Annotated in this window: 17 protein-coding genes and 1 tRNA gene; 7 read left to right on the top strand and 11 right to left on the bottom strand. The window is 62.0% G+C overall.

Features of this window, described 5'->3' with window-relative positions:
- Positions 1 to 79: 79 nt before the first annotated feature.
- From ligA to OVA24_RS15010, 7 genes are all read right to left on the bottom strand, one after another.
- Positions 80 to 2,926 (bottom strand): NAD-dependent DNA ligase LigA, encoded by a 2,847-nt coding sequence (gene ligA, locus OVA24_RS15040; RefSeq protein WP_267670736.1) that lies wholly within the window; start codon positions 2,924 to 2,926, stop codon positions 80 to 82.
- A 68-nt stretch (positions 2,927 to 2,994) separates the two neighbouring features.
- Positions 2,995 to 3,771, bottom strand: a complete 777-nt coding sequence (locus tag OVA24_RS15035) for a hypothetical protein (protein ID WP_267670735.1) — start codon at positions 3,769 to 3,771, stop codon at positions 2,995 to 2,997.
- A gap of 96 nt (positions 3,772 to 3,867) precedes the next feature.
- Positions 3,868 to 4,860: a glycosyl hydrolase gene (locus OVA24_RS15030; RefSeq protein ID WP_267670733.1), complete on the bottom strand. Its 993-nt coding sequence runs from the start codon at positions 4,858 to 4,860 to the stop codon at positions 3,868 to 3,870.
- A 241-nt stretch (positions 4,861 to 5,101) separates the two neighbouring features.
- On the bottom strand, positions 5,102 to 6,499 hold the full coding sequence (gene der / locus OVA24_RS15025; protein WP_267670732.1) for a ribosome biogenesis GTPase Der: 1,398 nt from the start codon (positions 6,497 to 6,499) through the stop codon (positions 5,102 to 5,104).
- A gap of 107 nt (positions 6,500 to 6,606) precedes the next feature.
- Positions 6,607 to 6,683 (bottom strand) — tRNA-Asp (locus tag OVA24_RS15020).
- 125 nt (positions 6,684 to 6,808) lie between these two features.
- Positions 6,809 to 7,735 carry an ACP S-malonyltransferase gene (fabD, locus tag OVA24_RS15015; RefSeq protein WP_267670731.1) on the bottom strand — a complete coding sequence of 309 codons (927 nt, stop codon included), beginning with the start codon at positions 7,733 to 7,735 and terminating at the stop codon, positions 6,809 to 6,811.
- A gap of 94 nt (positions 7,736 to 7,829) precedes the next feature.
- Positions 7,830 to 8,513, bottom strand: a complete 684-nt coding sequence (locus tag OVA24_RS15010) for a 3-keto-disaccharide hydrolase (RefSeq protein WP_267670729.1) — start codon at positions 8,511 to 8,513, stop codon at positions 7,830 to 7,832.
- A 92-nt stretch (positions 8,514 to 8,605) separates the two neighbouring features.
- On the opposite strand from OVA24_RS15010, the gene OVA24_RS15005 reads away from it, so the two are divergent.
- The 6 genes from OVA24_RS15005 to OVA24_RS14980 all read left to right on the top strand — a co-directional run bounded on the left by OVA24_RS15005 (position 8,606) and on the right by OVA24_RS14980 (position 12,977).
- Positions 8,606 to 9,601, top strand: coding sequence for an aminopeptidase (locus tag OVA24_RS15005; protein WP_267670728.1), 996 nt, complete (start codon positions 8,606 to 8,608; stop codon positions 9,599 to 9,601).
- 229 nt (positions 9,602 to 9,830) lie between these two features.
- Complete coding sequence (locus OVA24_RS15000; protein ID WP_267670727.1) at positions 9,831 to 10,202, top strand: glutaredoxin family protein; 372 nt, start codon at positions 9,831 to 9,833, stop codon at positions 10,200 to 10,202.
- Between the two features lie 90 nt (positions 10,203 to 10,292).
- On the top strand, positions 10,293 to 10,802 hold the full coding sequence (locus OVA24_RS14995; RefSeq protein WP_267670726.1) for an RNA polymerase sigma factor: 510 nt from the start codon (positions 10,293 to 10,295) through the stop codon (positions 10,800 to 10,802).
- Positions 10,789 to 11,271, top strand: a complete 483-nt coding sequence (locus OVA24_RS14990; RefSeq protein ID WP_267670725.1) for a hypothetical protein — start codon at positions 10,789 to 10,791, stop codon at positions 11,269 to 11,271. The genes OVA24_RS14995 and OVA24_RS14990 overlap by 14 nt, the downstream gene beginning before the upstream one ends.
- 1 nt (position 11,272) lies before the next feature.
- Complete coding sequence (locus OVA24_RS14985; RefSeq protein ID WP_267670722.1) at positions 11,273 to 12,031, top strand: PDZ domain-containing protein; 759 nt, start codon at positions 11,273 to 11,275, stop codon at positions 12,029 to 12,031.
- A gap of 244 nt (positions 12,032 to 12,275) precedes the next feature.
- Positions 12,276 to 12,977 carry a class I SAM-dependent methyltransferase gene (locus tag OVA24_RS14980; RefSeq protein WP_267670721.1) on the top strand — a complete coding sequence of 234 codons (702 nt, stop codon included), beginning with the start codon at positions 12,276 to 12,278 and terminating at the stop codon, positions 12,975 to 12,977.
- Between the two features lie 10 nt (positions 12,978 to 12,987).
- Here the strand turns inward: OVA24_RS14980 and OVA24_RS14975 are convergent, their stop codons facing one another.
- From OVA24_RS14975 to OVA24_RS14960, 4 genes are all read right to left on the bottom strand, one after another.
- Positions 12,988 to 14,298 carry a hypothetical protein gene (locus OVA24_RS14975; RefSeq protein ID WP_267670720.1) on the bottom strand — a complete coding sequence of 437 codons (1,311 nt, stop codon included), beginning with the start codon at positions 14,296 to 14,298 and terminating at the stop codon, positions 12,988 to 12,990.
- Positions 14,299 to 14,379: 81 nt separating this feature from the next.
- Positions 14,380 to 15,693, bottom strand: coding sequence for a hypothetical protein (locus OVA24_RS14970; protein ID WP_267670719.1), 1,314 nt, complete (start codon positions 15,691 to 15,693; stop codon positions 14,380 to 14,382).
- Positions 15,690 to 16,868 (bottom strand): hypothetical protein, encoded by a 1,179-nt coding sequence (locus OVA24_RS14965; RefSeq protein WP_267670718.1) that lies wholly within the window; start codon positions 16,866 to 16,868, stop codon positions 15,690 to 15,692. Before OVA24_RS14965 ends, OVA24_RS14970 begins: the two co-directional genes overlap by 4 nt.
- A 219-nt stretch (positions 16,869 to 17,087) precedes the next feature.
- Positions 17,088 to 17,267 carry a hypothetical protein gene (locus tag OVA24_RS14960; RefSeq protein ID WP_267670717.1) on the bottom strand — a complete coding sequence of 60 codons (180 nt, stop codon included), beginning with the start codon at positions 17,265 to 17,267 and terminating at the stop codon, positions 17,088 to 17,090.
- A gap of 240 nt (positions 17,268 to 17,507) precedes the next feature.
- Between OVA24_RS14960 and OVA24_RS14955 the strand changes: the two genes are divergently transcribed.
- Positions 17,508 to 18,842, top strand: a complete 1,335-nt coding sequence (locus OVA24_RS14955) for a dipeptidase (protein ID WP_267670716.1) — start codon at positions 17,508 to 17,510, stop codon at positions 18,840 to 18,842.
- The last annotated feature ends 23 nt before the right edge of the window (positions 18,843 to 18,865 follow it).

Below are 18,865 nucleotides of genomic sequence, written 5' to 3'. Positions count from 1 at the left end.
AATGAGAGGTCGCCCCGTGGGTTTCAGGATCAGGGCGGTAATTCTCCATTTCCCGGAACGCCCGGGTGTGACGGGAAAATCAGCCGAGCATGCCTTCCAGATCCGCTTCCGAAATGATGGCCACCCCCAGCTTTTCCGCCTTGTCCCGCTTCGATCCGCCGCCTTCGCCCGCCAGCACGTAGTGGGTCTTCGCGGAGACGGAGCCGGTGACCTTCCCGCCCTTGGACTCGATCAGCGCCTTCATGTCGTCGCGGTCCATGGTGAGCGTCCCGGTGATGACGAACGTCTTTCCGGCCAGCGGGAGGGAGGAAAGATCCGCCGCATCCAGGACAGGGAGGTAGTTGTCGGAAACCGGATCGATCCCCAGATCCTTCAACCGTTCGATGACATGGCGACCCGCCTCCGACTGGAAAAAGGAAATGATCGATGCGGAAACACTCGGCCCCACATCCCCGGTGATGTTGTATTGGGAAAGGAAGGCGTTCTGCTTCTTTGCTGTCGCGCGGGTGTCCTTCAGGAGTTCCGAGAGGATAGGGGACTCCGGGATGGCGCTGAGCCTTTCATGAAGGCGTGCCAACTCCTTCGCGGCGGATTCACCGAGATGGCGGATGCCCATGGCGAACAGCCAGCGGTTGAGCGGCTTGGTGCGCGCTGCTTGGAGGGCTGCCAGCACCTTCGCGGCGTTCTTTTCACCGAATCGTCGGGGCGCTTCCTCCGTTCCCAGGTTGAGGTTGGCCAGCGTTTCTTCCGTCAGGCTGAACAGGTCCAGCGGCGTGCTGGCATGGCCGTGGCGGACCAGCGCCTCCGCAACGATGCCGCCGAGTCCATCGATATCGAGGGCCTTGCGTGAGGCGAAATGGGAGATGCGGTTGACCGCCTGTGCCGGGCACTGGAAGTTGACGCAGCGCCAGGCGACGAAGCCTTCCTCCTGCTCGATGGGACCGCCGCAGGACGGGCATTTCCCGGAAACGGCGGCGAAGAGATTGTAGGGAACGGCATCCGGTTTGTGCGACAGCACACGGACCACCGCCGGGATGATCTCACCGGCTTTCTCGATCAGCACCGTCGCCCCGATTCGGATGTCCTTGCGGTCGATCTCGTCCTGGTTGTGGAGGGTGGCACGGGAAACCGTGGAGCCGGAAATGAGAACCGGCGTGAGATCCGCCACCGGGGTCAGGACGCCGGTGCGCCCCACCTGGATGAGGATGTCGTTGATGTCCGTCTCCTTCTGCTCCGGCAGGAACTTGTAGGCCGCCGCCCAGCGCGGGGCGCGGGAAGTAGTGCCGAGTTTTTCACGCTCGGAGCGGTCCAGCACCTTGATGACCGCGCCATCCGTCCCGTAGTCGAAATCATGGCGCGCCTTCTCGATGGTGGCGACCTGTGTGAGCAACTCTTCGAGATTGTCCGCACGCAGGTGCGGATCGTTGGTCGGCAGGCCGAGCGATCGGAGCAACTCGATGAAGTCATCCTCGCTCGCCAATGCCGGGCCTTCATAGGCACCCAACCCGTGGGCGATGAACCGCAGCGGACGCTTCGCCGCGATCTTCGGGTCCAGTTGCTTCAGCGTGCCTGCGGTGGAGTTGCGCGGGTTCGCAAACACCGGAAGCCCTGCCTCGTCCCGTTCCGCGTTCATCGCGGCGAATGCGGCGTTCGGCATGAAGATCTCACCGCGGACCTCAAATAGAGAAGGGACAACAGGAGCGGGGACGATGGGCGATTGATAGCGAAGAACCTGTAGGTCGATGGGAACCAAGCTGCCGTCCGCGGTTTTGATCAGATTGCCGACATGGGCATCGGCGATTTCCACTTCCCCGGAGTCGTGCAGCCATCGGTTGTGGCCGGTAGGATGATAACCTTTCTCGACGAACCATTGTTCCACGTCTTCCGTCGAAGGCTCACATCCCTCAACGTACGGTTGGGAAATGACAAAGGCGGGTCCTTTCTGGGTTCGGATGATTCCGTGAAACCAGATATCATCACCGAAAAGTTCATTCGAAGCACCGATATTCCTTAGGTAGGCGATGCTACCTTGCGCGCCAAAATATGGCGGCAGAGTGAATTTCACCACGCGGCTCAGCGCCGGTATATGAAAAACAGTGTGCTCGGACTGACCACCTAGTTCCCGCCAGTTTTCGGTGAGTTCAACCAGGTGGTCTGGCGCGAGGAGCCTTCCAGAATCAATTCCCCAGTTAAGAATGGATTCGGCTTCCTGTCGGAGCCGTTGCGGAACATCCGCTCCATCACTTGATCGGAGGTCATCTTCAAGCCGCTTTGCCAAGCCTTCAGCCGAGCTTCGCGCATTTCTTTCCGAGCTTCCGCGTCCATGGCTTGGAAGGTAAGGCAGCAGTTGTTCGAGGTCAAGACCGTGGCTGTAAGGCGTGGTCCGTTGGAAAGAAAGCTGCAGGGGGATGCTGCGGATCGTCCGCACGTTGTGCGTGATGTCATCGCCGGTGGTGCCGTCGCCCCGGGTGGCCGCGTATTTCAGTTTTCCGTTCTCGTAGAGAAGCGAGACCGCAACCCCATCGATCTTCGGCTCCACGGTGACGGAGATGTCCTCCCGCCCGAGGTTTTTGCGCAGCCGGTTGTAAAAGGAAATGAGTTCGGCCTCCGCGATGGTGGTTTCGTCCTCTTTCTTCAGTTCGAAGACGTCATCGATGCTCAGCATCGGCACACGGTGCTGGATCTGGACGAAGCCGGAGATCGGCTCGCCACCGACGCGCTGGGTGGGGGAGTCCGGATTGGCGAATTCCGGGTGCGCCTTCTCCAGATCCTCCAGTTCCCGGAACAGCTTGTCGTATTCCGCATCGGAGATCTCCGGGGCGGCCTGGGTGTAGTAAAGGAGGTTGTGGCGGGTGAGTTCGGCACCCAGCTGCGCCATGCGCTTCTCCGGAGAGAATGGGGAAAAAAGATCGTCCTGATCAGACATGCCGCGAGTCTGAACAACCCGCCCGCAGGTTCAAGAGTAAGGAGGGAGGACAGGAGTGTCCTCCCTCCTTACTCCTTCACCTGGTATTGCTGGATTTCCTCCACAGTCTTTTTGCTGAAGCGAACCACCACGATATATTTTTCGCCCGATTTTGCGGTTCCCAGCATGGCGGTGCCGCCCTTTTCCAGCTTCCAGATGTGGGAGCCGATGACGGAATCCTGTGGAACCTGGCTGCGGCCGGGGAAGTTGGACTTCTGGACGGGGTCTCCGTGCAGGGAGGTGAGCAGCTCGATGAATTCGCTCCAGCAATCCTTCAGTGAATCATCATAGGAGATCGCGGAGAGGGGTTCCGTCTGGAGGTAGATCTCGGTGAGCTTCCCATCGTTCTCGTCCCAAGCGAAGTGGAGCGAGGCATTGAGTTCGCCGATCTTTTCCTTGGTGCGGTATTCCGGACCTGCGGTGGAGATGCCGAAGAAGCTGTTCTTCGCGGTGGTGACGGTGGAAGACTCGACGATCTCGCTTTTCTTGAGCTTCTCCTCCACCTGCTGGAGGGAATCACCGAAGTTCAGATCATCAAAGACGCCGGTCGCTTCCGGTCCGCTCTTCTTCGAGGCGTCAACCGGATGGTAGAGGTTGATCCATTTCTGGTCATCCGCATGGAGCATCGCGATGTTGAACGTGATCTCCTTGCCTCCCACCGCCTGGGCGATGGTGATTGCCGGGCCTTCGCGTTTGACGAATTCGCCGTCGAAGGACTTGGTGCCGTCCAGGCTGCGCCAGGTACGCGGTGCCGCGCTGGCGAAGGTGAGTGTGGCGGCGAATAAGGTGATGAGCCTCGGGACCATGGTTCGGCGTGTTGTAGAGAACGGATGATGCCATGCAAATCTTATAATAAAGATCACATGCTTCCGGGTGCCCCGGAGTCCGTCCGCCGCTCCGCCTTATTTGGCGGTCCCGACGCCCTTTTTGAAGGCCTCCACGGTCCGCGGCCAATCCTTGTCCCGTGAGTGGAGTTCTCCGGGGTAGGCCGCGTCGGAATCCCAGTAGGTGTGGGCGCGGACGCCGTTCTTCTTCAGGAAGGAAACCATGCCTTCCACAAAGGGGGCGGCATCAGGACCCCACACGCCCCATTCGTCGATCTGGAAGGGCTTTCCCTTCGACTTGGCGAAGGCGAGCATGCCGCCGATTCCCCAGCCGTTGTAGCCATTTGTCTCACGCAGCCGCCAGGCTTCCGCCGGATCATTGGTTTCCCAGCCCTCCCCGCCCATGGCCTTCGGCTTCCAATAGACGTCATACCCGACCAGATCCACATACTCGTCACCCGGCCACATCGGGCGGGGATCGCTCGCACCTTCCGATGATGAGAAACTGATGAGAAACCGGTCGCCGCCTTTCACCCCACGGAACACGCCATGGAACCGCCGCCATGACCCGATGAAATCCGGGACGGTCTCCAGCCGTGAACCGCCGACGCACCAGGGGAACCAGTCACCGTTCATCTCATGGCTGGGCCGGATCACGATTTTGTAGGTGCCGGCGTTGTTCGCGATGATGGTTTCCGCCAGACACTTCCAATGGTCGTCATAGGCTCCCGTCTTCGCCTCGGCATAGTTGGCGCCGTTGATGATGATGGGCACGTCATACACAAGCCGCCGGTCACCGCGTTCCCCGTAGACCGTGTTCGTGAGCCAGTCGGAGTAGCGGTAGTTCTCCCATTTCTGGAAATCGACCGTGCAAAGGATAATATCCACCTTCCGGCCCAGCCATTTCTCGAAGGACAGCACCCTCTCCATGGAGTTTCCTCCATAGACGCCCAGCAGGGGCTCTTCGGCGCGGGCGGTGGACATCCACATCACCGCCGCGAGCATCGCGGCGGCGGAGGAGAACCGCCGCATCAGGCGGACGGACAGCGGGCATTTTTCCGGACGGCTCATGGAACACTGCGGCGGGCCATGGTTTCAGGCACCGCAGGGTCAGCGTATGGCCCGGGGAAGGGCGAAGAAAGGGGAAAACTCAACTCCATCACGACCACCTCATTCTGGAACTGTCAGGAAGTTGTCGGCTGGTTTCAGAAGATTGGAACCGCGAATGAACACCAATGGACGCGAATTCACCCATCTTCCATTCGTGTTCATTCGCGGTTGAACTGCCAGAATGAGGGGTGCCCCCTGATTTTCAGTGGCCCTTCGGCTTCTCGCGTGGTTCCCACTCACGGCGGGTGCGGGACCGCACGGAAAGCACCACCGGCACGCCCGGTGCCGGGTGGGAGAGGCGGAACTGGTTGCTGAGGTAAGCCTCATAGCTCTGCGACATCAGGTGCTTGTCATTGACGAACAGCACGATGGTCGGCACCGGGATGACGCTGTATTTCTCGTTCAACGCCGTGGTGGCGTAGTAGAGCTTCATCCGGCGGCGGGACTTGCTGTTGATCGGCGGCGGATTCGTCTCGAACGCGGCCTGCAGGATGCGGTTGAGCTTGCCGGTCGTCGGCACGTTCTGGGCGGCGGCGCGAATTTTGAGGGCTTCCTTCAGCACCTGGTCCACGGCGGTTCCCGTCTTGGCGGAGCAGACGACGAACGGCGCGTAGGAGAGGAAGAACAACTCCCGCTTCACATGCTCGGTCGCTGCCTTCTGCCGGTCGGCCTGCTTTGACTCCGGTTTGAAAAGGTCGAACTTGTTGAGGACGATGAGGCACGGCTTTTTCTCCTCCAGCACCAGTTGGGCGATCTTCCGGTCCTGCGCGGTGATGCCCGCCTCCAGGTCGATCACCAGCACACACAGGTCGGATCGGCGGATGGCCTTCTCCGTCCGCATGGCGGAAAAGACTTCCACGGAGTCCTCGCGCTTTCCGCGGGGACGCAGGCCCGCCGTGTCGATGAGCGTGAACTGCTCCCCGCCGAAGGTGTAGGGGAGATCCACCGCATCCCGCGTGGTCCCGGCGATGTTCGAGACGATGGTGCGGTCATCCTTGAGGATGGCGTTCACCAGTGAGGATTTGCCGGCGTTCGGCTTGCCGACGATGGCCAGCTTGATGCCTTCCTTCTCCGCCTCTTCCGCCACGGCTTCGATCTCGGACACCAGCGGGGCGATCACCTCGTCGATGGCGTCGGTCAGCGCGCCGAAATTCCTGCCGTGTTCGGCGGAGACGAAGACGTGTTTCTTGAAACCCAGCCGCGCGAACTCGTCGTAGGCGGCCTCATGTTTCGGGTCGTCCACCTTGTTGAGGACCAGCAGCACCTGGGGCTTCGCCTTGCGCAGCTTCTGGGCGAGCGACTGGTCGATGGGGGTGAGGCCATCATGGGCGTCCACGATGAAAAGGATGAGATCCGCCGTCTGCATGGCGATGTCCGCCTCGATGGTGACCTGCTCGCCGAAGCCGTCGTCCAGCGTCGCACCGATACCACCGGTGTCGATGAGCGTGCAGGGAACGGCCGTGGCTTTCGAAGGCGCGGAGATCCGGTCGCGGGTGACTCCGGGCTGGTCGTGGACGATGGCGATCTTCCGACCGGCGAGGCGATTGAAGAGCGCGGACTTTCCGACGTTCGGACGTCCTACGATGGCGACAGTTGGCATGGATTCAGATGAGATCAGAGATGGATGCGGACGGGAAGCCCGCGCTCCTTCATGGGGAAAGAAAAACCCCGCCGTTTGACGGGCGGGGTTGATTATCCGAGAGGGAATGGCGGAGCGGACGGGGCTCGAACCCGCGACCTCCAACGTGACAGGCTGGCGCTCTAACCAACTGAGCTACCGCTCCATGTCCCGCTCGGGTGCGCGGAAGCTAAGGAGCCTCCCGGTCGTGTGCAATACCTTTTTTGATACTTTGTGACTTTTTTTCACAGACGACCGGAGAGGTCATATCCTCCAAGGCTTCCAGCGTTTTCAGGAAAGCGTTTCGGTCGCCGCTTCGAGCGATGGAAGGTCTTCCACGGAGTGGACCGTCACGTCCTTGTCGATCTTCGCGACAAGCCCTGCGATGACCTTGCCCGGTCCCAGCTCGATGAAGTTGCGATGGCCCATGCCGATGAGCGTGCGGATGGATTCCGTCCAGCGCACGGAGCCGGTCACCTGCTGCTCCAGGGTCTTCCTGATTTCATCCGCGGTGGGCACGACGCCGGCGGTGAAGTTGGCCACCACCGGGATGGCGGGGGCGTTCACTTGGAGGGATGCGAGTTCCAGCGCCAGCTTGTCTTGCGCGCTCTTCATGAGGCGGGAGTGGTAGGCGCCCGCGACGTTCAGCTTGATGGCGCGGCGGATACCGAAGTCCTTGGCCTTGGCGATGGCGGCGTCGATGCCCTCCAACGTTCCGGAAAGCACGATCTGCCCCGGAGCGTTGAGGTTCGCCACATCCACATCCGCCTCGGCGGCCAGGGCGCGGACCTGTTCCTCCTCACCGCCGATGAGTGCGGCCATGGACCCTTGGGTCGCCAGGCAGGCTTCCTCCATGAAGGCGCCGCGATTTGCCACGATCTTCAGACCGTCCTCGAAGGAGAAGGTGCCCGCCGCGGCATGAGCGGTGAACTCACCCAGGGAGAGACCGGCGGCGGCCACCGGGTTGAGCGCGGGGACGCGCTCCTTGAGCAGCGCGAGAGTGATCAGACCGTGCAGATAGAGCGCGGGCTGGCAGCGTGAGGTCTTGGTCAGTTCCTCGTCCGGGCCATCGAACATGATGTCCGTCAGGGAGTATCCCAGCGCTTCATCCGCCTTCTGGGCGAGCGCCCGTGCGGTGGGGCTGGTTTCAAAGAAATCTTTGGCCATGCCAACTTTTTGGGCTCCTTGGCCGGAGAACAGGATGACGATATCGCTCATGATGGAACTGGTGTGGATACAGGTTGGAAGAAAGGGGAGTTGAAGGTGGATCGGCTGGCCCGGCAAGACGGAATGGCCATCCCGTGATGCCGCCTCACAGCGGCTTGATCTTGATCACCCGGAATGAAACTTCGTCGCTGTGATCCGTGATCATGATGGGACCGGTCACCTTTTCCCCGAAGCCGGCGGCGGCCTTGAACTTGCTCTTGCCGATGGCCTCTTTCAATTCCGGGCTGCCCAGTTCGTAGGACAGCACTTTCCCTCCGTTGAGCCAGTGCTCCACGTGGTTGCCTTTCACGATGATCTTCGACTCGTTCCACTCGCCGGGGGCCTTGAGCACCTTGTTCTCCGCAGGGGGTATGATGTCATAGAGGGACGCCGTCTGGCGCTTCCCGCCCACCTTCGCGTCCGGGTGCCCCTTGTCATCCAGCATCTGGTATTCCGGACCGGGGGCGCCGCCACGCTTTTCATCGATGAGGTACTTCACCCCGTTGTTGCCCTTTTCGGCGATCTTCCACTCCCATACCAGTTCGTAGTCGGTGAAGGATTCCGTGGTGACGATGTTTCCGCCCAGGGCCTTCGCGGCTTTCGTCAGGGTGCCGTCCACCACCTTCCAGCCCGCGCCGGGAGGGTTCTGTTTGCCGAAGGTGCGCCAGCCGGTGAGATCCTTGCCGTTGAAGAGCAGCTTCCAGCCCGCCGCCTTTTCGGCATCAGTCAGTTCCGCATGGAGGGGTGAGAACGCGGCGAGCGCGAGCAGGATGAGGGCGGAGAGTTTCATGGATTTGATGGGGTTGGGTCGAGTTTTTCGGTGTTTGCGGGTTTGTCACGCCTGATTCTTCGGGTGATGATGACGGCGTGGTGATCCTGCGAGTGTTGAAATGGCCATGCTTTCTGGCGTTGTTGGGGCTGTCTTCGTGCAGCACCGTCACCTTCTACCGGCAGGCGATGGGCGGCCAGATCGAGGTCATGCGGAAAAGCCGCCCGAACGGGGTGGTGCTGCAGGACCAGACTTCCCCGGAATCCCTCAAAAAGAAGCTCCGCGAGGTGGAGGAGATCCGCGCCTTCGCGGAGAGCCACCTTTCCCTGCCAGGCAGGGAGTCCTATGGCCGCTACGCGGATCTGGGGCGGGAGCATGTGACCTGGGTGCTGTATGCCGCTCCGGAGTTCTCCCTGAAACCGAAGACCTGGTGGTACCCCACGCTCGGGCGGCTGGACTACCGCGGCTATTTCCGGGAAAGCGATACCGATGAACTGGCGGCGGAACTGCGAGGGCAGGGATATGACGTTTATACCGGCGGCGTGGACGCCTACTCCACCCTTGGCTGGCTGCATGACCCGGTATTGAATACCTTCGTCGATTCCGCGGACGTGGATCTGGCGGAGCTGATCTTCCATGAACTGACCCACCGTAAGTATTTCCGCAACGGGGCGACCGCCTTCAATGAATCCCTCGCGAACATGGTGGCGGAGGAGGGCGTCCAGCGGTGGCTGGCCCATCACCGACGGCACGCGGATCTCAGGAAGTTCCGGGAGCGTCTCGTCCGCCGGGCGCAGTTCTACGACAGGATCGACAGCACCCGATCCTCGCTGGAAAGGCTGTATGCCTCCGACCTTCCCGATCCGGAGAAGCGGGCACGGAAAAAGGCGCTGTTCCGGAGGCTTCAGGACGACTTCCGCGATCTCCGCCGCCGCTGGGGGGGGCGCGGCCTGGAAGGCTGGCTGACAGCGGACATCACCAATGCCCACCTCGTCTCCGTCGCCACCTACCACCAGCACCTGCCCACCTTCAGGAAGTTGCTCAAGGACTGCGACGGGGACCTCGACCTGTTCTTCCAGCGGGCGGAGGATTTCAAATTGGAGGATTGAAACGAAAACGGGGAGAAATGCCAAGTGATCCGTGATCGATGATCAGTGGAAGACCCGCACGATGGATACTACCTCGATGGGTGAAGCCACTTTCTGGTCTGGAGCCTTCGTTTCATCATTCCCGCACTGATCACTGATCACGGATCACTCGGCACTTCTTCTCCGCGGCCTTCGCGTCTCCGCGTTTCGTTTGCCTTCCGGCCGGAATCGGGCTATTCCTTCCGCAGAAATGAGCGCACAAGCACCGAAGATCACCGCCTACCTGAAAACCTATTGTGGCTGGAGCGAGGGCGTCCGGGCCATCATGCGGAAATACGACCTTCCCTACGAGGAGAAGGACATCATCAAGAATCCTGCGTTCCGCTGGGAAATGGAGCAGCGCAGCGGTCAGCAGCTCTCCCCGTGCGTGGAGATCGACGGCCACATGCTGCCGGACATCAGTGGTGAGGAAGTCGAGAAGTGGCTGACGGAGAACGGCTACCTCGAGAAGAGCGACGCTCCGGCCGATGCTCCCATCAACTCCGCTTGCACGGACGAGCAGCACGCCGCCATGGCGGCCGGGACCTTCAAGGTGCCGGGCAAGATCAAGTTCCTGGACTGATCCCACTGCTCCGGACCGGTGGGAAGATTTTACAGACAAATCCCCGCCGGTGGGGCATTTTAGCTTCTGATGACGGGTAGTCCCAGAAGCGTGTGGAAAGAGTGGCTGGCAGCCCACGGGCCGCGGCTGCTGTTGTTCGCGCGCGGCTGGTCGAACTGCCAGCAGGATGCGGAGGATCTGGTGCAGGAAGCGGTGCTCCGTCTCTGGAACCACCAGGCGGATAAGGGTGGCCTTCCGCCGGACCTGCCGTTCGCCTTTTCCACCATCCGCTTCTGCGGCCTGAACCACTACCGGACCGAGTCCCGGCGGCGGAAGAGGGAGGAATCCATCATCTACCTCAACGATTTCGAGGACGTCTGGCTCGACCCGGTCCTGGAGGACGATGAGGACGCGACCGCGCTGCGCGACGCCGTCCAACGCCTCAGCCCGAAGCTCCGCGAGGTGGTGGTCATGAAAAGCTGGGGTGGCCTGACCTTCGCCGAGATTTCCGAAACACTGGCCATCTCGCCGAATACGGCGGCATCCCGCTACCGCTACGCGCTCGAACAACTCGCGCAGGAGCTGCGCCAACTGAAGGAGGCCCGCAGTGAAACAGCCTGAATCCATCGAGGATATGCTTTCACGGTTGATGCCGGTCGCCATCAGCGAGGCGGGTCAGCGTTCGCTCGACGCCATGCTGGATGAACTCGCCGGTGAGGAAGCGGCTCCGGAAGCACCGGCCGCGGCACCAGGAGGCAAGAGCTTTTGGATTTACGCGCTTCCTCCGGTGGGGATCGCGGCTGCGGCGGCTTTGGCGTTTCTCATGCCCTTGGGGTCATCGCCCCGGGAAGCGGTCACCTCCGTGCTGCCGGAAGTTGAGGCTCCTGGCATCTTCCTCCTCGGGGAAACCGACCGGATCGAAACACTGACCGACGAAGGCTGGCTGGCGGATCCGCAAGGCGCCGCCATGCAGGCCGTCCGCGTCCGGGTGGTGGAGGAAAACACCCTCCGCGACGAAAAGACCGGCATCGTCTTCCAGATTTCCGAGCCCCGCGAGGAACTCATTCTGACCCCTGTCACCGCGTTCTGAAATGAAGCTGGGAACCATTTTCATCGCTCTGCTCGCCGGGATTTCCCCGGTCGTCGGCCAGGATGAGGTGCTGGCACCTCTGCCGCCACCGTTGCAGGCTCCAACCGGCCGTCCATGGCTGGGGTTGAAACTCGCCAAGGTGGAGCCATCCATCAGCGCGCAGATCCAGTCCCTCCCGATGGGGGTGGGTTTCATGGTGAAAGTCATCGATCCCAGCGGTCCGGCGGTCGAGGCCGGATTCCAGCCGTTCGATGTGGTCTGGAAGATGGGGGACCAGCTCCTCATCAACGAGGCCCAGCTTGCCACCCTCCTGCGCCTCCAGAAGCCGGGGAATGAGGTATCACTGGCGGTTTTCCGTGGCGGCAAGCCTCTCGATATCAAGATGAAGCTGGGAGACCTGCCCGTCGGGCGGGACGGCTTCAGCTCGGAACTCGCGGACGCCGCAATCCTCCCCGGCGAATCCGGACCGATGCGGGTGGTGAACGTCTCCGACCGCACCGCCACCTACTCCACGGACGAGGGAAAAGTCGTCCTCCGCAAGGATGGGGAGATCTACCGCGTGACGATCAGCAATCCGAAGGAGGAGATCATTTTCCAAGGGGACATTGCCGGTGAGGAAACCGGAGAAGCCATTCCCGAACTCTGGAAACGCAAGGTGTTCGCCCTGAAGCGTGGCCTGGACCATCAGATCCACGGCGTCATGGAACCGGTCCGTGCTCCCCGGCCGCGCGTCGTCCCGGCTGCTCCTCCTGAGCCTTGATTTTCCGGAATGTGGCTGGGCCATCTTGGTCCAAGTCGTTGCCGGAGCGTCAGGTGTGGCGAATCTCGTGAGAGATTCGGTGGAGTGGATGGCATTTTTTCAAGAGAGTCCGCCCGATCCGAATGGCCGATTCGGAAAGAGTTGAAATGAATTTCGGCAATCTGCTTTCGCAAATGGCCTCGCCCCTGACGAAGGATCATGCCCCCCTTGACGACTTTGCTCTGATGGTGGGGAAACATCCATTATGAGCACTCCCAACGAATCTCCCACTCACTTCGACGAAGATCGCGCCGCCAGCTACGACGAGCGTTTCACCAGGATCTCAGCCGTCATGCAGGCGCTGCATCTGCTGGCGAAGCTGTGGTTCACGGGGCTTCCCAAAGATGCCCGGGTGCTGTGCGTGGGCGCGGGCACCGGCGCGGAGCTGTTCCCGCTGGCGGAGGCGTTTCCCGGCTGGTCCTTCACCCTGGTGGATCCCGCTGGACCCATGCTGGCGCAGTGCCGGAGGAAGGCGGAGGCCGCTGGCATCGCGGACCGCTGCACTTTCCATGAGGGCTATCTGGACAGCCTCCCCGGCACCGAACCTTTCGATGCGGCGACCTCCATCCTGGTGTCCCACTTCGTGCTGGAGCGGGAAAAGCGGATCGCGTTCTTCCGTGAAATCTCGGACCGCCTGAAGCCCGGCGCGCCGCTGGTCAGCGCGGACCTCTGCTCGGACATGGAATCACCGGAGTTCGCGACGTTGATCCCCGCATGGATCAACATGCTGAAGTTCTCCGGGCAGGAGGATAAAACCGTGGACAGCTTCGTCGAGGCGCTCCGCGGAGGAGTGGATGTCGTGCCGCCGCAGGAACTGACCTCGCTGATCCGGTCCGGTGGATTCGCGGAATCCACTCTCTTCTACCAGAGCCTGCTGATCCATGGATTCATCTCAAGGCGGGGCTGAGATTGCCGGATCAGATCCCGATCTTGCCCATGCCCTCCATCACCTTCCAGCTCGGTGCATCCTTCTGGAAAGGCGGGGCGTTGTCGCCGGTGGTGACGGCGGGCGGCTGGTGATCGATCCGGAAAACCGGCAGGATCGGTGAGCCGGTGGAGGCTTTCTCATACTTCTCACCGACTTTCTCGATCATCAGCGAGGCGCAGAACAGACCACCGGGGATCTCGCTCAGCAGGATCTCGATGGGGTAGGCGGTCCCGGCCTTCGCCTCGAAGGTGGGGCCGACCGCCAATCCGCCGATCGCACCATTCCAATTGTTGGTGGTGTCATACTTGTAGAACTCGATGGGGAGTTTCATCGGGGAGTCACGCAGCATCCGCTGGCGCTCGCGGTCGTCGTTGTCGCCGGTCAGCACGTCCTTCATCTGTGAGAGGTGGGTGCCGGTGGTGCCGCCGTAGAACCCGTGGTCGAACACATGCTTGTTGTTGAAGCGGACGACCAGCACGTCATCCCCCGCACCGACGAAACGGTAGCGTCCGCTGGTCGGCGGCGTGACCACCCCGCGATAGACAATGATCCAGCGGCTCGGCTGCACGTCCTTCTCACAGTTGAATGCGGCGGGTGCTCCCTCCGCCTGCATGAGGGGGATGTAGATCTTCGTCTGGTAGAGTTTCTGCGGGGCTTGGAAGTAGTCGCGGGAAAGGAAGGACTCCTTCCAGCCACGGTTCACGAACTCGCGGATGACCTCCTGCGTCTGCTCGTTGGAGATGTTGGTGGGCTTTTTCCGGTCCGTCTGTTTCAGGTCGTAGAACGTGCCGATCAGCGCGTTTGGCGTGCTGCTCAGCGCTCCGAACGGATTCAGCTTTCCGGCTGGTCCCATGCCGATGCCATCGCCCATCCCGTCGCCGACGCCGCGGCCGATACCCTCACCACGGCCACCGCCACTGCCGCCACCACCCAGACCGCCGCTTGCCGCGCCCAGGGAGCCGAGCGCGGTCATCGCGGTGCTCGCATCCGGCTCGGGAAGGGCAAAGGAAGATGACGCCCCGATCGCCGCCACCCGCTGCGTGGCATTTTTCATCACCCGGTTCTGGCTTTTATTCGCCTGCATCTTCGGGGAACCACCGCCGCCACCGCCGGAGGGTTTGAAATCGACCGTCTTTTCCTTCTCCGGCGGGATGATCTGGAAGATCCAGAAAACCGCCAGCACCAGCAGCACCGCATGGACAATGATGGAGATGGTCAGTGATCCTCCGCCGAGCCTGCGCCAGAACGAGACCTTGGGCGGCTGCAGGATCGTGGCAACGGGGACAGCGGAACTTTCCATCGGAAGAAATTGGGTTTCAGTGGATTTGGCACAAGCTACCGGAATTTTTTTGGAGGGGAAGCAATGATTCTCCCACCATGGTCATTTGCCCGGCGGAGCGTAGATTTCCGCCGGTTCGAAATCGGAACGCTGCGGGGCGATTTTGGTGACGGCGGCCATTTCTTCCGCGGTGAACTGGTAACGGTCACGCATGGCGGTATCCAGGGCGGCGATTTTGTCCGGTGTGAGCGTCGGGGCAAAGGGGGAGGACCTTTCGTTCGTCCTGATCTGCTGGAGCGTGGCGATGAGATCCGCACGCGGGAGGGTGTCCAGCACGGCATGGCTGCGCGGACTGTCACCGGAGGCGCGGACGACGGACGCGGCGTAGGCGACTTTCTCGGAGCCAGGGAGCTTCGTCGTGAGGGCGGCGGCCCCTTCGGTGGAAAGGGTGCCCAGAGGATCAATGCCGTGGAGGTGGATGGTGCGCTGTCCTTCCGGCAGCTTGGAGAGGCGCTCCATGATGGTCTGGATGCCGGAGATTTCCCCGTCCGTGGCGATGACTCCCAGCAGATAGGCGGTGAACGGGGTGGAGACTTGGAACGCTCCGGTCATGGCGTCGGAGTCGCGCTTGGTGATGGCGGCCCAGGCGGCCTCCGGATCCCGTGAAGCCCAGGCGGAGATGGCGTCGGAGAGATCCGTCTTCTTGGAAAGGGCGGCGTGGAGTTTGGCGAAGTCGAAATCCTCCGGATACCCGGCATTATGGAGCGGGTTCGCGTAGTTGGCTCCCTGGAATTCGCCGAAGATGCGGATCACGTCATCCGCGCTGCGGGCGGCGGAGGCTCTCATGGCGGTGCCGAAGAACCTCGACTCCGTGTCGCCTTTCCCGAATTCCCCTTGGTATTTTTTCATCCACGGAAGGGCGGAGACGGGATCGTCCGCGAGCGCGGCATCCAGCAGTCCCATGGTGATGGTTCCGCGCTGGTCTTTCTCCGGAAGTCCTGCTGCCCATTCCATGGCGGCGGTACCACTGCGCGACCAGAGCTCCGCGAGGGCGGCGTTCAGCAACTCCCGATGGGCGGCGATGTCTCCCTCCTCCTCGGCGGCGAGGGCGGTCTGCTGCTCCAGGATGAGGGACTGGAGCGCGGGGACATCCATGCGGCCCAGTCCATCGTGCAGATCCCCTGCGCGTCCCCCAGCGGCTTGGAAGGAAAGCAGGGCGGCCAAAGTGTGGCGGCTGCCGGACGAATCGGTGATGGGTGCTGACGGGCGCGCCGGATGGCGGGTGGAGCGCGTTTCGGGTTTCCCGGACCTTTCCTCTGTGGAGGTCTTTCCGGTGGCGGACTGAATGGCCCAGCCGCCCCATGCCCCGGCGGCGAGGAGGGTGACGGCGATGATGGCGTGGGGGAACGGCTTCATGGGTCGCCAGTAGGTTTGGTCTTCTCCTTCAGGCGGGCGATGATGGCATCGGTGCGTGCGGCGTCCGCGCCCCATTCGGCGAGCTGCCGGCGGAGGATCTGTGCGGCACCGGCCTGGAGGGGCGTGCGATCCCCCTTGGGTTCCAATGTTTCCAGAGCGCGCAGGCGGGATTCCCCATCCGGAAGGGTGGACAGGGCCTGGAGTCCGCGGTCCACATAGGAATCCAGGCCGATGAAAATGCCCTGTGCGGCGGCGGAGCGCAGGGCGTCCTTCATTTCCGGCTGCTTGGCGGAGTTGATCCAAGCGACAGAGTTCCAGCCGGGCTGGAGAAAGCTCGAGGAGTTCGCCTCGAAGAACGCCGCGCGTTGTCCGGGAGTGAGGGTCTCCAGCTTGCCGACGAGCCACCGCGGATGCTCACCGTTGCCACGGAACTGCGATGGGCCTAGCTTGATGAGCGCGGCAGGGCCGGAATTCCGCAGCACCCAATCAAAGGCACCTTCCCGGTCCTGATTCAGCCATGCCCGGAGGAAGGCACTTTCGATCCTGGGAAGATCCAGAGACTTGAGATCCGATGATCCGAGCAGCGCTGCGAAGTCGAACCCCGCGGGAAAGTCGAACGAGTAGGAACTATAGCGTGGAATCCCGTCTTCCTTCAGCTCGGCCATCCGTGAAATGAGAGCTGCCGGACCATGTTCTGCGGCCTGGGCGAAGGACGCATAGATCAGGTTGACCGGGAGTTTGTTGCCGAACAGATCCGGATTCTTCCTTACGAATGCGATGGCGTCATCCACCCGGTCGGGAGGCCAAGTGGCGATGACCGTTTGGGCAAATCTCCGGCTGAGGATGGGCGGTTGCGCCATGGCCCACGCCAGCGCGCGGTCCGGGTCCCTCCGTGTGTATTCCGCCAGCAGCAGGGAGGCGATTGAGTCATAGCGGCGGAGCGTGTCCGGCATCCGTGCCGCCTCCTCCAGCGCGGTGAGGATTTCTTCGTCCGTCCAGTTGGCGATGTGTACGCTGATGCCGGTGGACGGTGCCTCGCCGAAGGAGCCCTCCCGTGGCCGCGTGGCCTGGAGCAGATCCGCCGTGGCGGGTGCAGGCCCAGAGGTCCGCGGCTCTCTGACAGATGGCCGGGGAGGAGCAGGTGACGGTGCGGACTCCGGTGCGGGACCGGACATCCAGCCGATCAAAAGGCCGACGACGGGATAGACGAGGAATGAGATGGGCTTCTTCAGGAAGGTTCCGGTGGGTTTGAAGCAGATTGATGAAAATGTGCAGTCAGGGGAAGTAATGTTTCGGATCCACCACGGACGCGCGGAAAGCCGATGCAGCCTTTGCAAAAAAAAGAGCCGCTCTCCATGGGAGAGCGGCTGTCGGATCGCAGGTGGATCTTCGGATCAGTAGTTGGTCGTGGTGGTTGTGGTCCGCTTCTGCGTGGCGGTGCCGGTGTAGGGATCCGCGGTGGTGGTCGTGGTGGTTGCCTGGGTGGTCACGGGAGGCGTGGGATCCACATAGGCGGTGCAGGATGGAAGCAGAACAGCGGCGGCAAGGCCGAGGATGGTAGCGGTGGTTTTCATGGTGATGGATGTTGTTGTCCTCCTATCCACTAGCATTTCAGGTGACAGATCATCCGTTTTGATCTTATGAGATTCATTTTGAGATTGTTATGGATGGTAGTCCGTTCTGTCTGTTCCACGGGCCCGTGCAAATCCTACACTCGGGGCTGTTCCAAATTTGCATTTTGCGACGGTTCTGAGCAGGCGGAACCCGGGCGGATTCGTCTTGCGACGGAAATCGCCACAGCCAACCATCCGTGCGTGACTCCCGAGCTTGAAGACCTCTTTTCCTTTCTCCGTTTTCCGAGCGTTTCCACGGACTCCCGGAACGCCGGCGACGTGCGTGACTGCGCTGGCTGGCTGATCGGGAAACTCCAGCGGATGGGGCTGACGGCGGAGCTGCATGAGACGCCAAAGCATCCCGTGGTGATCGCGAAAAACGCACATCGTCCGGACAGGAAGACCGTCCTCATCTACGGCCACTACGACGTGCAACCGGTCGATCCGCTCAACCTGTGGACCACCCCTCCATTCGAGCCGGAGATCCGCCATGGCAGGATCTGGGCGCGCGGAGCCACGGACAACAAGGGGCAGATGCTCGCCCACGTGCTGGGGGTCGAAAAGACGCTCAAGGAGCATGGCGAGCTGCCCGTGAATCTCATCTTCCTCTTCGAGGGGGAGGAAGAAATCGGCAGCCCGAACCTGGCCGCATTCCTCGCGGAGCATAAGGACGATCTGATATGCGATGTCATCGCCATCTCGGACACCGGCATGGTGGCACCGGGCATGGGTACGCTGGGCTACGGCCTGCGGGGCATCGCTTGCTGCGAGGTGAAGCTCACCGGCCCGGAACGTGATCTGCACTCCGGCCTGTTCGGCGGTGCGGTGGCGAATCCCGCGACCGCCGTTGCCCGTTTGGTTGCCAGCCTGCATGATGCCGATGGCCGCGTGCTGGTGGATGGATTCTACGACGATGTGCGCCCACTGGAGGACTGGGAGCGCGAGATGTGGGCGAAGGTCCCCGGCGTTTCCGACGCGGATTTCCTGAAAGTCACCGGCTCGCCCGGCCTCTTCGGCGAGGAAGGCTACACCTCCGCCGAGCGCACCTGGGCACGCCCGACCGCAGAGGTCAACGGCATCGGCGGCGGCTACCAGGGCGAAGGCTCGAAGACGGTCCTCCCTGCGGAGGCCTTCGTGAAGTTTTCCTTCCGTCTGGTGCCTGACCAGGATCCGGCGGACATCCTCGCCAAGGTCGAAAAGCACCTCCGTGCTCACTGCCCGCCCGGTGTGAAGATCGAGGTGGAGATCGGCCACGACGGGAAGCCGTATGTGGTGGACCCGCACTCGAAGTTCGGCCTCGCCGCGCAGTCCGCGTTGAAAATGGCTTTCGGCACCGAGCCGGTGCTCATCCGCGAAGGCGGCAGCATCCCCATCGTGCAGACCTTCCGCGACATCCTCGGCGTGGACACGCTGTTGCTCGGGCTCGCACTGGCGGATGCCCAGATCCACTCGCCGGACGAGAACTTCCCCGTGGAGAACTTCGAGGCCGGCATCCGCCTGAACCAGGCGCTGCTCACGGAGCTGGCCGCGGTTTGAGGCGTGGAATCGGGAATTGCGCC

Source organism: Luteolibacter sp. SL250 (genome assembly GCF_026625605.1).
Taxonomy (GTDB): domain Bacteria; phylum Verrucomicrobiota; class Verrucomicrobiia; order Verrucomicrobiales; family Akkermansiaceae; genus Luteolibacter.
The sequence above is the reverse complement of the archived record's forward strand: the minus strand, read 5'-3'. Positions and strand labels throughout refer to the sequence as shown.